Source organism: Alteromonas macleodii ATCC 27126, assembly GCF_000172635.2.
Taxonomy (GTDB): Bacteria; Pseudomonadota; Gammaproteobacteria; order Enterobacterales; family Alteromonadaceae; genus Alteromonas; species Alteromonas macleodii.
Genome location: NC_018632.1, coordinates 495785 through 511226, shown reverse-complemented (window position 1 = coordinate 511226; position 15442 = coordinate 495785). Strand labels below are relative to the sequence as shown.

Annotated in this window: 14 protein-coding genes; 6 read left to right on the top strand and 8 right to left on the bottom strand. The window is 44.8% G+C overall.

The annotated features are described in order from the left end of the window. Position 1 precedes the first annotated feature (1 nt). From MASE_RS02220 to MASE_RS02200, 5 genes are all read right to left on the bottom strand, one after another. Entirely contained in the window at positions 2–472 is a 471-nt protein-coding gene (locus MASE_RS02220) for a hypothetical protein (protein ID WP_014975548.1), read from the bottom strand. Positions 473–619: 147 nt separating this feature from the next. After that, complete coding sequence (locus MASE_RS02215; RefSeq protein WP_014948128.1) at positions 620–1891, bottom strand: NRAMP family divalent metal transporter; 1272 nt, start codon at positions 1889–1891, stop codon at positions 620–622. Positions 1892–2033: 142 nt separating this feature from the next. Continuing rightward, entirely contained in the window at positions 2034–3371 is a 1338-nt protein-coding gene (locus tag MASE_RS02210; protein ID WP_014948127.1) for an alginate export family protein, read from the bottom strand. A gap of 146 nt (positions 3372–3517) precedes the next feature. After that, positions 3518–4315 (bottom strand): substrate-binding periplasmic protein, encoded by a 798-nt coding sequence (locus tag MASE_RS02205; protein ID WP_014948126.1) that lies wholly within the window; start codon positions 4313–4315, stop codon positions 3518–3520. A gap of 19 nt (positions 4316–4334) precedes the next feature. After that, positions 4335–5453, bottom strand: a complete 1119-nt coding sequence (locus MASE_RS02200) for a TonB-dependent receptor (protein ID WP_014948125.1) — start codon at positions 5451–5453, stop codon at positions 4335–4337. Positions 5454–5797: 344 nt separating this feature from the next. Between MASE_RS02200 and MASE_RS02195 the strand changes: the two genes are divergently transcribed. From MASE_RS02195 to MASE_RS02180, 4 genes are all read left to right on the top strand, one after another. Next, a complete protein-coding gene (locus MASE_RS02195; protein ID WP_014948124.1) occupies positions 5798–6052 on the top strand; it encodes a Rho-binding antiterminator in 255 nt (84 codons plus the stop codon). A 48-nt stretch (positions 6053–6100) separates the two neighbouring features. After that, positions 6101–6487, top strand: coding sequence for a VOC family protein (locus MASE_RS02190; protein ID WP_014948123.1), 387 nt, complete (start codon positions 6101–6103; stop codon positions 6485–6487). 92 nt (positions 6488–6579) lie between these two features. Beyond that, positions 6580–6891, top strand: a complete 312-nt coding sequence (locus MASE_RS02185) for a hypothetical protein (protein ID WP_014948122.1) — start codon at positions 6580–6582, stop codon at positions 6889–6891. 222 nt (positions 6892–7113) lie between these two features. Continuing rightward, on the top strand, positions 7114–7839 hold the full coding sequence (locus tag MASE_RS02180; RefSeq protein ID WP_014948121.1) for a YitT family protein: 726 nt from the start codon (positions 7114–7116) through the stop codon (positions 7837–7839). A 424-nt stretch (positions 7840–8263) separates the two neighbouring features. Here MASE_RS02180 and alr read toward each other — a convergent pair whose 3' ends face one another. After that, a complete protein-coding gene (alr, locus tag MASE_RS02175) occupies positions 8264–9340 on the bottom strand; it encodes an alanine racemase (protein ID WP_014948120.1) in 1077 nt (358 codons plus the stop codon). Between the two features lie 190 nt (positions 9341–9530). Here alr and murQ point away from each other — a divergent pair, with 190 nt between their 5' ends. Further along, on the top strand, positions 9531–10544 hold the full coding sequence (gene murQ, locus MASE_RS02170; RefSeq protein ID WP_014948119.1) for an N-acetylmuramic acid 6-phosphate etherase: 1014 nt from the start codon (positions 9531–9533) through the stop codon (positions 10542–10544). 18 nt (positions 10545–10562) lie between these two features. Then, positions 10563–12086: an exo-beta-N-acetylmuramidase NamZ family protein gene (locus tag MASE_RS02165; RefSeq protein ID WP_014948118.1), complete on the top strand. Its 1524-nt coding sequence runs from the start codon at positions 10563–10565 to the stop codon at positions 12084–12086. A gap of 159 nt (positions 12087–12245) precedes the next feature. Here the strand turns inward: MASE_RS02165 and MASE_RS02160 are convergent, their stop codons facing one another. After that, positions 12246–13316 (bottom strand): mechanosensitive ion channel family protein, encoded by a 1071-nt coding sequence (locus tag MASE_RS02160; protein WP_014948117.1) that lies wholly within the window; start codon positions 13314–13316, stop codon positions 12246–12248. A gap of 94 nt (positions 13317–13410) precedes the next feature. Then, positions 13411–15384 carry a glycoside hydrolase family 3 N-terminal domain-containing protein gene (locus MASE_RS02155; RefSeq protein WP_014948116.1) on the bottom strand — a complete coding sequence of 658 codons (1974 nt, stop codon included), beginning with the start codon at positions 15382–15384 and terminating at the stop codon, positions 13411–13413. Between the last annotated feature and the right edge of the window lie 58 nt (positions 15385–15442).

Genomic DNA, 15442 nt, shown 5'->3' with positions numbered 1-15442 from the left:
ACTATACCGAGCGAACTCGTGCGTTGCAGGTAGCCACCATTACCCGCCACACGAGTTTGGCTCGTTCATTAAACTGCACTATTCCCACTCCCCAAGCGTCTTCCATGGCGCCTTGCCACACGCTACACGTTTCAATGGTATCGCCGTACAAGGGGGCTAACGATAAGCTAATGCGTAGCGACTCCAACCATTCCCTAAATAGCGGGTCCTGATTACCTGCTTCACGCATTTGAGAAAGCTGTAGCGAAGCTTGTTGCTTAATACCTTGAAGCCTTTTGTAGATTTCGCGAGGGTCTTCTTGCTGCCCCAAAAGATGAAGTTCGCGTTCAATATCGTAAGCATTGTGCCAGTGGATAGTTTGCTGCGGTTCTTTTGAACAGCCCCACATTGCCGCACTCATAAGCGAAAGCAGCATGATACGCTTACCCCATAATAAAAGGGTGGAAGGAAATAGTTTTTTGCCACGCACCAAGCTGCGAACTCCTCAAACGATGTCATCTACAGTATAGATGAGTATTGCGCTAGGGCTCGCATAAGTGCGCGTAATTAAACTAATTTACTAAGGCGAGACTTGCACAGCACCTAAAGTACTTTGCGCTCTCGTTACGGTAGGAAGTGGCTAGCTAAACCACTTCCACCATATAAACACCATTAGAAACCCAAATAGATAGATTAGGCCTAAATAGCTAAGCAGCTTCACTATTACGTTTGGTGCCGCGTCTTGATGAAGCTTAGTTTGTGCCACAAGCTTATGGTTAAGCCAAGCAAACATTGGAGTAGTAACAAAAGCCAGCGACATCGCAAAACCTAACATTGCCAATAGCGCAGATTTAAAGAACAACACAATAATAAAACTCGCCACTGCCATAAACAGCAACACCGGCGTTACCAGCGTATTTCGTGCGTTTTTGTCTTTGTTAAAAAGAAGCGCTATTGCTTCGGCAACCACCCTCGCATAACCATCGTAAACGGTTAGCGCCGAACCAAATATGCACAAAAATGCAACCAGTGCGATAAGCCAATGCGCCCACTGTCCAATGGTTGATGAGTACATGCTAATTAACTGATGGGAAAAGCCGATACCGCTGGTACTTAGCTCTGTACCGCTGCCATACAAAATTAATGCACCTAAGCCCAAAAACAACAATGCGAGTAGCACCGTCACTGCATAACCTAAATTAAAATCGAAAAGGGCCGACTTTGGCGTTACGGCTTGCCCTTTGCACTGGCGCTTTAACCAAAGTGAAGTAATGGACGATATTTCAATAGGTGCGGGCATCCACCCCATTGTGACGACTAAAAAGCCTAATGTAGCGAGCGTCCAAGGCGAAGGCGGCGCCACGGCAGGTGCTGGTGAAGCAGAATAATTGCTTAGTGCCACCACGAATACGGCTACAGTCGCCACCACAAGCACGCCCATTATGCCTTTGGCGATATTGTCCAATCCTTCAAAATGGCCAGCGAGTAGAATGATTAAAATAAGTGCCAAAACCACTGAAGCGGACAACGTTATAGCGATATCGAAAGGAATAAAATACGACAATAGGCTTGCTGCAAACAACAACAGCGCTGCAGCATTGACCACCGACGCAATGGTATTCAAACCCAAGGCAATGGCCAAATATCGTCGTCCCATTCCCAAGTACCCTTGCTGAAGGGTTTGTTTTGTACTGATGGTGTAGCTAACGCCTGCTCTAAAGAATGGGTATTTGAGTAAGTTAACTACCAATATAAGCAGCGCTAACTGCCAACCAAACTTCGCCCCCGCTTGAGTTGATGCTACTAAGTGACTACCGCCTACCGCCGCTGTTGCCATAAGCACACCCGGGCCGAGCAATTTTAATAGTGCAATACAACGGGCAAAAAACGATGTTTCAGCTGAATACGACAAGGCAACCTCTAAATGGGCATTTCAAAATAGCCGTTAACCATATCAGTAATATAATGAACAGAAAAGAGAGTACGCGCTCATCTGCAAGGCTTGTGGTGTAAGCAGCTGTACCCAGTTTACGCGGGCTATTTAGCCGGAGATTTTAAAAGGTATACAAAGCGCCAGTGAATAAAAAGGCGCTGTTGTCGCTGTAATCTCCACGCGCAAAACCCTCTCCTTTTTTGAGGTAGGCTCCACCTAGCACTAATCGCAACTCGGGTCGCACTTGATAACGCCAGCGAGCTTCCACTTGATGGCCAATGAAACTGTCCACATCTTGAGGTGCTTTTTGGTACCACATGGCTTTGTAACCAAGCATAATATTGTGCGCTTTTGCTGGCTTAGACACGCTTCGAAGCCCCACTGCTTTTAGGTTTCTACGTGGCATAGCCTGATATACATCAGTAGGTCCGAAATCAAAACGTCGCACGCCGTATAAGGTATCAAAGTCAGAGATTGTGTCATCGATTGTGTCGTTGTCGCCACTGATATAGTCAACTTCAGCTCTAAGAAAGGTGTTGTCTGTAATCTGTTTCCCAACATAACCAAACAGCATATATGCACGAACGTCTTTCTCGTCTGTATCGTTAGCAGATGCGGTTTGATAAGAAGTTCCCGTTTGCCCCACCACTTCTATATTTGTTATCAGGCCATTATTAAAAGGCTGGGTATAATCCACACTCAATGTGTACAGATCACGGTTTTTGGTGGCAAGTGCTTCACTATCGTCTTCTTTTAACCAGTAGCTTTGCAGCTTGACGTTGTTGTCTTTTGACGCAGCGTACACACCAAAGAATTTTCGTTCGCTAAAGCTTTTGTCGAACGCGCGTTCGTTCCCGTCCAGACTTTCACTGTCAGTAGGAAAGCGAGATACCGGCAACACGTAAACGCCATGCACTTGCCAATCTGCAAATCTTGCTTCCACCACTATTCCATCATAGCTATTGGTGGCATTGCGATAGGCTGTTTTGGCCAATAGCCTGCGACTGCCGTAGTCGAGCTCCATACGCCCTACCTTTATCGCAGACACTTCGTATAAGCCAGATGCTCGTTCAGGTTTGTAAGTGATAAAAAACTGTGTAGGCTCCAGTGTATTAACCTGATTGGCCGTTAGCGTTGGATCGTTTTCGTCAAGAAATACTCGCGAGTCACGTATTTCGATCGTTGCCGCGAGGTTTTGATAACTTACCGTAGAATTCACGATAAAGCGTGTTGAAAGACGCTGATTACTTTGTTCTCGTGCAGCTGATGATGTTGGAAATATAGGGTTATTCAACGACTCGTAGCGCACTCTAAACGAGCCAGAGACATCAAAGGCTATTTCATCACTCGACGCGTTGGCTAACGGGCAAATACCAACGAGTATTAGCAGAAGGCATGTGCTCAACAGCGAGCGAAAACGACCTCGCCCGTAAAGTCGCACAAATAAAGGGCTGCGCATTAGGAAATAACCATTACATCAGTATCATGTGCACTGAAGTATATAGATTATTTTTATTATCGCACTGCCCTTTTAGTTTAATTTATTATGTCTTTGGCGTTTAGCCAGCGGGGCTTTTATATAGCCCCTTAGGCCTGAAACGCCAGCTAGCGTCTGTCAAAATTCACTTTTTTCTGCGGATGCTGATAGTAGCCTTCTTTTAGAAGGCGTTTAAAGCGGGTCAGTTTTCCGTCCAGCGTTAACTCTTCTAACCCTTTATTAAATAGCGACAGAATAAGCTGACTGTCACTTTCGCCTTTAGGCACTAACAGATGCGTGGTTACAGTTGAGATAAACGGCTTAATGGGCATCACATCTCTGCGGTCGCCACTATCGAAATCACGCTGAAGCAAGTACCATCCTGTTAACTCATCAATGGGAAAAACGTCAATTTTACCTTCAATCAGCGCCTGTAAATTGTCTTTGTCTGTGGCACTTTCCACAACATTACTGCTGCTTTTAATGTAAGCGGCAAGTTCATCGTTGTATAAATACCCTTCTGTTACGCCCATCTTTAGGTCTTTTAAGTCGCTTAATTCAGCCCAAGTATCAGGGCCCTTTTCAGCATTAACATAAAACACCAAGCTTTCCGCACTAATAGGGTTACTGTGGAAAAACTCACTTTCCCGGGCGCGCACAAAATTGCCGTATGAAATGGCGTCGTATTCGCCTTTCAGTGTTGCTTCAAGCGCTTCTTCCCAGGGTAAAGATACAAACTCAACCACAACGCCCGTTTCTAAAAACGCATCAGCGATAATGTGATTGATATAACCGTCGTGCTGCATGTCAGTTGACGTATAAGGGGCATACTCTGTGGTCGCTATTCGCAGTTTCATCCACGCATGGGCAAAACTTTGCATTGGAACTAGCGCTAGTATAAATGTCGCTATTAATAGTAATCGCATGTCAAAGTCCTGTTAGTGATTAGAAGTAAATACCAAGGTTTATGTTCAGGCGGTGGGTAGTTTCTTGTCTACCACCTAAGTCGAGTCCCACGCCCGGACCGCCTGAGAACCACATGTTTTTGCCTTGGATACTATCTACATATACAAACAATTTATCCCAGCCAAAGCTACAGCCGTTTATCCACTGCGACGAGTTTTTCCCTTCACTTCCTTCACCTTTTGCCACGCTGTACTCTGAGTAACAAGTAAGTGATTCTATGTGAGTAAACTTATAAGGCACAGAGTACACAAGGTTTGCTGAATAGGTTTTACCGTCGGCCGCGGCTAAGAACGGGAAGGTGAAAGAGGATAGCGCTATGCGATCGTCCGCTTGCCCTTCTGGTGCAGCCAAATCGTATTCATAGTCGATATACTGCAGTTCGACCTTCAGGTCGCCTTGGGTATGGCGCATATGCACGGCATAGGCATTCATATCACCATCATCCAGGGTATCCAGGTTTAAGATGTTGCCGTATTGGTAAGACACGCCAATATCGGTAGTGCCTCCGTGAATAAAGTTTGCCGTGTAGTTAGCACGTAAATTATATTGGCCGTCTTCTTTATTTCGATATTCACCGTCGTCCGCCACGTCGAACGAATAGCGCCCAAACTCAGCGGCATCGTTGTACTCGTCGTTCATAAAATAGGCGGCTTGAAAATCCCAGTTGCCCCAATCGTGGTTTATTTTCACTCCAGCATCGTAATCATCTTCGAAGCCAAGGTAATAATTTACCGAGAACCAAAAGTTGTTACTGGCAAAGGGCTGCAAACCAAACGGTGTTTGGGTTATACCTGCTGTAATCTCGGTTTGCTCATCGAAATGATAAGTCAGGTCGGCGAACCTTACTGTGTCGAAGTCTGTGTTTTCGTACCATCGATATTCGGCTTTATAGCTAAATTGATCTGACTCACCCGACACGCCAAGTTTGAATGATTCAAATTCGAAACCATCTCTAAACTCGGGAATTTGCCAGTCTTGATGCCCGTAGTTAACCCTAACATGACCGCTTAAATTAAAGGGAAGTTCGTCGGCATTTGCGAAGCTTGAGGTGCACGAGGCTATTGAAACTAAAGAAAATGCGGATAGTAGCTTGTTCATTACTGTTCCTGTATTGAATTTTTGGCGGGAACCCTTTGCTAAAAAATGCCTCTAAGAAACATGAGGGGCGTTCAAGCGCTTAGTTGTATCGCGCACCAAAATAAATCCTTCAGTACTAACAATACTGAGCAAACCTTAAAAAAAGATCATTTGTTAAGGTCAGACTTCTGTGAAGTGACTCATGGAAATTAATCGCCCCCCGCAAGGCGGCGGCATTTAAACATTGGTCGTTTACTGTGGAAAGTAAAGCGCTATGTATGCGCGGTAGATGCGGAAAGTTTTGCTGTGAACGTCAGGTCTACTCTACTAATTGGTCGCCACTTGAACAGTGAATAGGGGAATATGTGAACATAGCGTGCCAGCTTTACGACTACATCGAAATTGCCTGCATGTATGGGCTTGAGGTGAGCGTAGTATTAAAAGACGGGAATACGGTAAAGGGTACAGCACTGACCACAGTTATCGATAAACGCAACGACGTGGCCACAGAGTGTATTCAAATGTCCATCGACAAAACCACGCAAAATATTGCGCTTAATGAAATCGCTCAACTTGATGCAATAACTGACAACCCGCATTTCAGCTCAGTCAGCTTTTAGGTAGTATGCGCAGCTAACTTAGCTTAACTTTCAAAGTGATCCTGATTTATGACGCAAAACCTCTCGGCCATTACTTTTTTTGTAGACGACTACGACAGTGCCGTTGAATACTTCACCACGGTTTTAAACTTTACCTTAACCGAAGACAAAGTAACCGGCGAAAACTCGCGTTTTGTTCTGGTAACCCCACCACACAGTGCTACGAGCTTGTTGTTGGCGCAAGCAAAAAATGACACAGAAATGGCACTCATTGGTAGCCAAGCCGCCGATAAAGTATTTTTAATTTTGAATACTGACGACTTCTGGCGCGACTTCAATGCCATGCAAAGCAAAGGGGTGGCATTTTTAGAAACCCCTCGGGAAGAAGTGTATGGTACGGTAGCCATCTTTAGAGATAAGTTTGGCAATAAGTGGGATTTGATCCAAACCACCTAATTGCACTTTATATAAGTGCGCCTTGTCGTTGCGATATTTTTTGCGGCAAGGTTTTAAATGAATAGTGTAAGGAAGTAGAGGAGAAGTAGCACGTGCAGGCCATGAAGCGTTCCATTATTGCTGATGTTGTTGCAATAGCGGCAATAGCACTGTTGATCACTACGACGTTTTATTGGATAGAAGCAAGGCGCGAAGTCATAATTCTCTGCGATAATTTTACGCCTGGCGTATCGAAAAAAAGTGTCGAACGCCAGCTAGATACTGCAAACTTATTGTTGTGGGATACAGAGTTTGTTGCAAATGGCAGCAAAATTGAAGCATATAGCCCTCTACACTTAGGCATTATGAAATGCAGTGTAGAGTTTAATAAGCAAGATACCGTTGTATTCTCTATTGTTGAGTAATCAGACTCCCTAGCAGCTACCTCTACTTTTTGCGTTTTATGTGAACCAGCTTGGTGCAACGTTTACATCGATGCAACACCCTATTCACCGGTGCGCTAAAAGTCGTAAAGGCAAACTTACCTTCCGCCATTTATCGCACCGAGTTAACTTTTCATCTCGCTGTAACCCACTGTGTTGTAAACGTATAATTACGCTGTGTCTTCTTAACGCAAACTTTTTCTTATGCAAAAAACAAAACACAGTGTCATCGAGGATGTTTTCGCCCTGATAAGCGCCGGCTTGTTTGTTGCTTTTGGCGTATATTTATTTCAGTCTCAAGACTTAATGGTAGGTGGCGCGGCAGGCTTAGCGCTGTTAGGTACTTATGCCGTAGATATGGACTTCGGCTTGCTATTCTTTCTGATTAACTTACCGTTTTACACCCTAGCTTGGACGCAAATTAGCAAGCGTTTCACCATTAACACCTTTATATCCGTCACCACGGTTTCTGTACTAACTGAGCAAATTCCAGCGTTTGTGGATATTAGCCACGTAAATCCATTTTTTGCGGCGGTATTTGGCGGTATTTTAATTGGTGTAGGTATGCTGATGATGTTTCGTCATAGCTCAAGCCTTGGTGGCGTTGGTATTATGGCGTTCTATTTACAACAGCGTTTCAATATTAGAGCCGGTACATTCCAGCTAACCGTCGATAGCTGTATATTACTTAGTGCTCTGTTTTTCATCGCTTGGCCTTTAGTGCTGATTTCAATTTTAGCCGCATTTTGTTTGAACATGGTTATTTCGCTTAACCATAGACCAGAGCGTTACTTCCCAGTACAAGGAGAATCTGAATCAAAAAAGGCAAACGCTGAGTCAAACAACGCCGATACCAATCACTTGGAAAATCGTGCTGAAAACAGCCTAGAACAGTGCTTAGACAGCGAGCTTCGCGCACAAAACGGCTAAATTTACTCAGCCAGTCTTTGCCATTCGCTCATAAATTTTCGCTGTTACTCCCCTCAAAAAGAGACAGCAGCGATGATTAGGGCAACAAATAAAAAGCCCGGTTAGGCACAACCTAACCGGGCTTTCTTGTATCTTTTATTTGTATCCCTAGACGCCTACAACAAACCTATTGCTTCTTCTGAACAGGTCTTGACGGTCGACTTACTACTCCACGGTTCACTCTTGGACGAGAAAACGAAGTACGCATACAAACCTCACTATGAGTTGTTGCTCAGCACAGTTGGAGGCGAAACATTCACCGCAATCCCGCAACCAAGCCGATACAGTATAGGCTCAAAATGGGGGTAAAAGTCTCATTCTTTTAATGAATAGTGCTTTATTAAAACTTATATAAAGATTGGCCAAATTGGCACTGCTTTGAAAGTTAAAGGTATTTTACAATGCGCGGCACCCTTTGAGAAACGCGGGTCATTAATTCGTAGTCGATAGTGTCAGCATTAGCCGCAACTTCCTGAATTGGCACATTCTGCCCCCAGAGTTCAACTTCATCGCCCACCGCGACGTTGTCGATATGAGTTACATCGATTGTGATCATGTCCATAGAAACGCGGCCAACTAAATAGGCGCGTTTACCTCTAATCAATACCGGCGTACCGTTTTTGCAGTGTCTTGGATAGCCATCGGCATAACCAATGCCAACGGTTGCAATTTTGCTGGGCTTACTTGCTACCCAGGTTTGACCATAACCAATTCCCTCGCCTGCCGGTATGGTTCGTACCGCTAATACACTGGAGCGAAGTGTCATGGCAGGGTAGATTTCAATGTCGAGATTTTGTGAGGTAGAAACGGCACCGCCATAAACCCCCACACCTAAACGGTTCCAAGCATTTCGACTTGCAGGCCAGTTTACCGTGGCGGGAGAATTAGCCACGCTGGTTGGCAAGTCCAATTTACTCGCTACTTGATTGAACGCATCGATTTGCGTGTTGGTAAAGTTATTATCTACATCGTCAGCGCACGCAAAGTGCGTAGCAATAACCGTTTGCTCGCTAAGTAAATGATTGTACTTAGCAGTAATCCCTTCGATATCGGAAAGGGCAAATCCCAACCGGTGCATTCCGCTATCCACTTTAAGCCAAATATGCGGGCGCTGCTGTTCGGGGCAGCTTTCTAACCACGTAAGCTGTTCTTCGCAGTGCATAACTAATATACAGTTATGCTGAAATGCCATTTGGCACTCTTTTGCCTGATGTGCCCCTTCTAACACCACAATAGGCGCAGAAATTCCCGCGTCGCGAAGCGCAATGGCTTCTTCAATTATTGCTACGGCAAAACGCGAAGAAACATGCTGAAGAATGCGCGCTACATTTACTGCTCCATGACCATAAGCGTCGGCCTTTACTACCGCCATAGACTGACTTGAGGGCGCTAAAGCAGCAAGGGCTTTAAAATTATGTAAAAGGGCATCAGCATGAATGATAGCTTGCGTTTGTCGGCTCACAGAAAAACACGTTCCTTAAATGTTTAATGAGAAAGAATATCGAAAGCCAAAGTGTACCACGAGAAACGTATTAGCTGCGCAGGATTAATAATGAAAAACGTACCATCTAACGCAAGGTTTCTTATGGCATAAAATACCGTTATGCTTTGCGCTAGCTCATTATCACAATTTCGTTGCCCCAAGGTTTTCAATGTCTTCGCACAATTCTTCTACTTCAGAATCATCCGCCAACGCCAGTATTAAAAATACAGTCAGTACTGACAATCAAGCGGCAGGTAATAAGCCCACCGTTAACGAATTAGCCCAGTCACTGAATAAAATTGTTTCAGAAGGCAGAAACCCAGACACCCTCGATATAGACACGCTAAGCACGGAAGGCATTCTTGCCCGCATTAACAACGAAGACGCGAAAGTGGCAAACGCAGTTACCTCGCAAATTCCGCAAATTGGAAAAGCGGTGGATGCTGCAACCATTAGCATTAAAAATGGTGGCAGGCTTATTTATATAGGCGCGGGAACCAGCGGCAGGCTGGGCATACTTGATGCAGTAGAGTGCCGCCCCACGTTTAGCGTGCCTGATGAACTGGTTGTTGGCGTGATAGCTGGCGGTGAAAAAGCCATTCAGCACGCCGTAGAAGGTGCAGAAGATGACGTCGACGCGGGGCGTGCTGATCTTGTAGCGCTGTCCTTAAACCACAACGATACCGTTATTGGTATTTCGGCAAGCGGTCGTACACCCTATGTAAGTGGCGCACTGGAATATGCACGTTCGCTTGGCTGCTTTACCGGCGCTATTGCATGTAGCCCTAACGCCGCTATTTTTACCAATGCTGATGTAGCTATATGCCCAGTTGTTGGCCCTGAGGCACTTACTGGCAGTACGCGCATGAAGTCGGGTACGGCGCAAAAGCTAATTCTTAATATGATTAGCACCAGCACAATGATTAAGCTGGGGAAAACCTATCAAAACTTAATGGTAGATGTGAATGCCACTAACGAAAAACTAAAAGCCCGTGCGCTTCGCATTGTTATGCAGGCTACGGACTGCAGTGAAAATACTGCTTTAGCAGCGCTTAGTGCGTGTAATAACAAAGCTAAAGTTGCTATTTTAATGGTATTAACGGGGCAATCGGCCGAGCAGGCCGCCGCTCAATTAGATGCTAGCGGTGGGTATTTACGTTCCGCCGTGAATAAAAGCGAATAACCACGGTAGCCTAATGCTATGAAAGTTTTAACTTCGGTCACATTGAACAAGGTTGTTAGACGCCTAACGTCGAGCGCATTCATTGCAGTACTTTCTCTAGCACTAATTAGCTTATCGCTTAACGGCTGTGCACAGCAAAGCTTATCTACACATGTATACACAAGCGATACAGATGGCAACGCGAAGCATCCTACATTATTAGAAAAGCAGCCTACACTAGGGGATAAGCAGCCTGTATCAAGCACTAAGCAGTTTACTGTAGGCGCTGAACGCTATTCGAAATACCTGCCCTTGCTAGCAGGTAAACGGGTTAGTTTGGTGGTAAACCAAAGCGCGTTGGTTTCGAGCCACAGCGCATTGCCTTCTAGCACGGTTGAGCCTGAAGAGCGCGAATCGAGCAACAGCTTGGCTACACAAAAAAATAAGGTAAAGACAAGCCAACGCAATCAGCATCTGCTTGATGCCCTACTTCAACGCAGTGTTAATGTTGTAAGTATTATGTCGCCGGAGCACGGATTTAGAGGAGACAAAGGCGCTGGCGAAAAGGTAGATAGCAATATTGATGCTAAAACCGGTATACCTATTCACTCCCTTTACGGCGCAACCAAAAAGCCTACCCCCGACATGTTGGATGGCATCGATGTGATTGTTTTCGATATTCAGGATGTAGGCGTACGCTTTTATACCTATTTAAGCACCTTGCACTATGTGTTGGAGGCGGCCTTTGCGCGTAATATCGACGTTATCGTGTTAGATAGGCCAAATCCTAACGGCCGTTATGTTGACGGCCCAGTACTACAATCTGAGTTTTCGTCGTTCATTGGCATGCATCCTATCCCCGTCTTACACGGTATGACCTTGGGCGAACTTGCTCAAATGATTGTGGGGGAACAGTGGTTAGATATTGACGCGAGCAGTTATGACAACGCTAAGCTTACCGTTGTCCCAGTGCAGGATTATCAACGCACTGCACATTATTCATTGCCCGTAGCCCCAAGTCCTAACCTGCCAAACGATTTATCGATACGCCTTTACCCAACGCTGTGCTTTTTTGAGGGCACCGACGTGAGTATAGGTCGCGGCACTGACTTTCCCTTCCAACTTATTGGCCACCCGTTTGTTGAGTTTGATAAAACCAAGATACCGGTAAATGCAAATAGTGCAGCGCCCCACCCCAAACATGAAAATACTCTGCTAAGTGCACATGTCTTTTCTTATGCTGATCCTACGATCTTGGAAGGCTCTGACTCTAAGCAAACAACTCACAAGCGCTCACCAATTAGTGGCTTAGATATCGCTACATTGATAGATGCCTATTCTCGTTTTTCTGAATATAACAAGATGATCAGCGCCAGTAATGCCTCTGAAGAAACCTTCTTTACTCGCCCAGATTTCTTCGACAAATTAGCGGGCACTGATGCACTACGAATTCAAATTCAGACTGGCAAAACGCCTACAGAAATTCGCCAAAGTTGGCAGAAAGATTTAAATAAATTTAGAGAAAGACGAAAGGCCTATTTGCTTTACGACGACACGGATTGATCGACAGATAAACACCTTTAGCTTTGAGAATTTGAGGTATCATATCAAGGTAAATGTGGAGGAAGTGTTAGCGATACTAAACTTACCACACAATGTGTAAGTAAATACTCACACCCGCATAGCACCAGATTTAATGGAAGCTAAAAAAGTTAGTAAAAACTAACCTTCTTCATTTTTTGTTTTTACCAAAGCTGCGAGCTGAGCTTCAGCGGTGGCTTTTTGATGTTTAAGCTCATCTCTGTTTTCGCCGTCACTCTCAGCGATTTTTGCATCAATATCGGCGATCGTCTGCATCAGCGTTTCTTTACTTTTTTCTTTTTGCTCGGCCTCTTCAGCTTTGTCAAAAATAACGTCTTCAGGAGATGCTTCTTCTTGTTTAGTGTGTCCAGGCGATTTAGCTATCATTTTCAAGCCGTCAGGTTGGGGGCGTTGATTCATAAAGCTAGGAGAAACAATTTCAATATCGGCATTATGCAAAGCGTCGAGTACGGCTTTGTGAAGTCTTGAACGCGCGCTCAGCAAACTCTTTACTTCGGTTAGTAGACCTGAAATGCGATAACTTACTGAAAAGTCGCCTAACCCAACTACTTGTACAAATGGCTCTAACAGCTGAGCATTTTCAGCTGCAACAAGTAAGTGCTTTTCAATAATGCTGTGATGAATATCGTAACCTAAGCTGATATCCACACTAACAATTGCGCCAGACGCTCTGGTCACAGAAACGGGCGAATTCACCATCAGCGTATTGGCAAAGGCAATAAGCTCTCTGCTCTCAGTCTGAATTTCCACATCGAGCAAGCCCATTTCGGTAACGCGACCGCTGTAGCCTTCTACCTTGATAAAGTCACCCACTTTAAACGGACGATTTACACGAAGTACGATCCCCGCCATCAAATTCCCTACCATGGTGGTAGAAGAAAAGGCAATCACACCTGATATAAGTACGCCGATAAGTGCAATAACCTGATTTCTAGTACTCTCACTTACAGGGAGCGTCATTGCAATTACAACAGCGCCAATGATAGTAAGTACCAACATTCCAACTTGGCGAGGTAACTTCTGCTCACTAGTAAGATGGCTCTGCTTGGCTAGCAGAAGGTAGTGCAGTGCGATGAGCACACTTATTACCAATACAATAGCGACAAGAAGCGGAACAAAAGGGAACAACGCACTTAATCCCGTATCGACTAATGAAGTTTGCGTAGCACCTGATGTATTTGTTGTATTCACGATACTTCCTTTTGAAATGGCTTTTGAAATGGCTCTTTGTTCGCACTTAAATGGGCAATATCTTTGGTCTTGGTCTCTGCTTTCGCGTGGCCACCTATTTCAACGAAACAGGTGACCGTCCCTCAGCGAGCGCGCTACCAAGTATTACATCAACCAAAGCATTAAGACTATAGCTCGTAACGTGCTGATTTTCTTTATCACTTTGCTGTATAATGTTCACCGCATAACTAAATGTAGCAATAGCAACATCGGCTAGCTCTTTCACGTCATGCGCTTTATATGGCATGCGCAGTGGAGCAAAGACCACGGTTTTATTCTGTGCTTTCGCAGCAACCATTATTTTTTTGCTAAATGCCATCACCTCAGTCTCGCTTGCGCGTCGTTTCACATGCTCAGGTAAATCGACTCCTCCTAATTCATAGTTAGCATGTAGCGGACTAATATTACCAACCACCAGCACGTCAGCTTGTTTTAGTAGATTCATTGCTAATTGGGTTTTAGGTAACGCAGTTAACGGCAAACACGCAAACTGCAGAGTCTTATTGTTGAAGTTGGAACGTGCGCGTGTAAGCGCGGCTTCAAATGCTAAACATCTTGCTGCGTCTGGCATAAGCGCCAACCAGCGATTTGAAGTTATTGGCAACTCATCCTTCCCGAAGAGTACAGAAACTGACGATTTAGAAAGCGCTTTCTCAATTTGAATTCCTCTGTTTTTCAAACTGTTAGGGTTATTCATTGAAGCATTTTCTTTCGCTTCATTGAGCCACCATGACATGGGCTTGGAAATAAAACTTTGCAAAGCAAAGCGCTGTTTTGCCTTAATAATACGATTATGAGACGCTTTCAAGAAAGCGCTTTCCGACATTCGATTTGCTGCATTATCCAAAAGTAACGCGAACTTTTTTATGTCGTCTTGGTTTCTTATGGTGAACGGCATAAGCGCAATATCAGCACCTGCGCTGAATGCACTGACTAATGCTTCTTCATGGGAGAAAAACTGAGTAATACCTGCCATGTCTAACGCGTCAGTAACGATAAGGCCTTGATATCCTAATTGGTTGCGAAGCAAATTGCTTAGTATCTTCTTCGACAAAGTAGCAGGAACTATTTGTGACTTACCATGCTTATCAATAATTGTCGTATCGTCTAAAGACGGGTACTGAATGTGTGCACTCATTACCATTGCAGGAGGCGTTGCACTATTAATGATATTCGCAAAAGGAAGGATGTCACCCGCCATAGCTTGCGCTTTGCTATGCGTTACTTGCGGCAGGCCACTGTGGCTATCTACATGGGTATCACCATGGCCTGGAAAATGTTTGATAGCGCTCATTACACCTGTACTTTGCATAGCACTGACAAATGTCTGCCCGAGTGCGGCTACCTGCTCTGGATTTTCCGAAAAGCTGCGTACGTTAATAACGGGGTTCTTCGGCTCGCTATTTACATCAACCGACGGCGCAAAATTGGTGTTTATTCCCAGCGGTAAAAGCGTTTGGCCAATATGAGATGCCACACTTTGCGCAAATGCGCTGCCTCGCTGATGAAAAGTGGCGCCAATGGCCATGTTACCCGCAAACGGCGAGAGCATGTCTGAAGGCAACCTTGCTACTCTGCCCCCTTCTTGATCGACAGCAATAAATAACGGCTGACGACCTGCTTTTACCATATGCTGCTGCATGGTGTAATTGAGCGTAATTAACTGCTCGGTATTTTGAATGTTCTCTGAAAACAAAATAACACCGCCGATGTTGTGCGTACTAAGCACATTTAAAAGTGACGGTGGAATTACGGTCATGGGCGTACGGCAGCGCGAAGACGGCGTATTGTCTTCACAGAAATAGCGAAAATCCAAAATGATTTTTTGCCCGAGCATGTTTTTTACAGCGCGAATTGTTTCGGCATCAGCGCTGGGCTTAGGATTATTCGAAGCGTTAGCACTTTCAGATTGAGCGGTTGCGCTAGCAGTAAACAGTGAAGCACTTAATAAAATGAGTATGCCTGACAAGATAGCGCTAAGGCCCATCAATGAAGCACGTTTTTTACAAATAACTTGCTGGAATAACAATGTTTATCTAATCCTTGGTAACACGAAGCACAATACGGTACGCTAGCATAAATGAGAG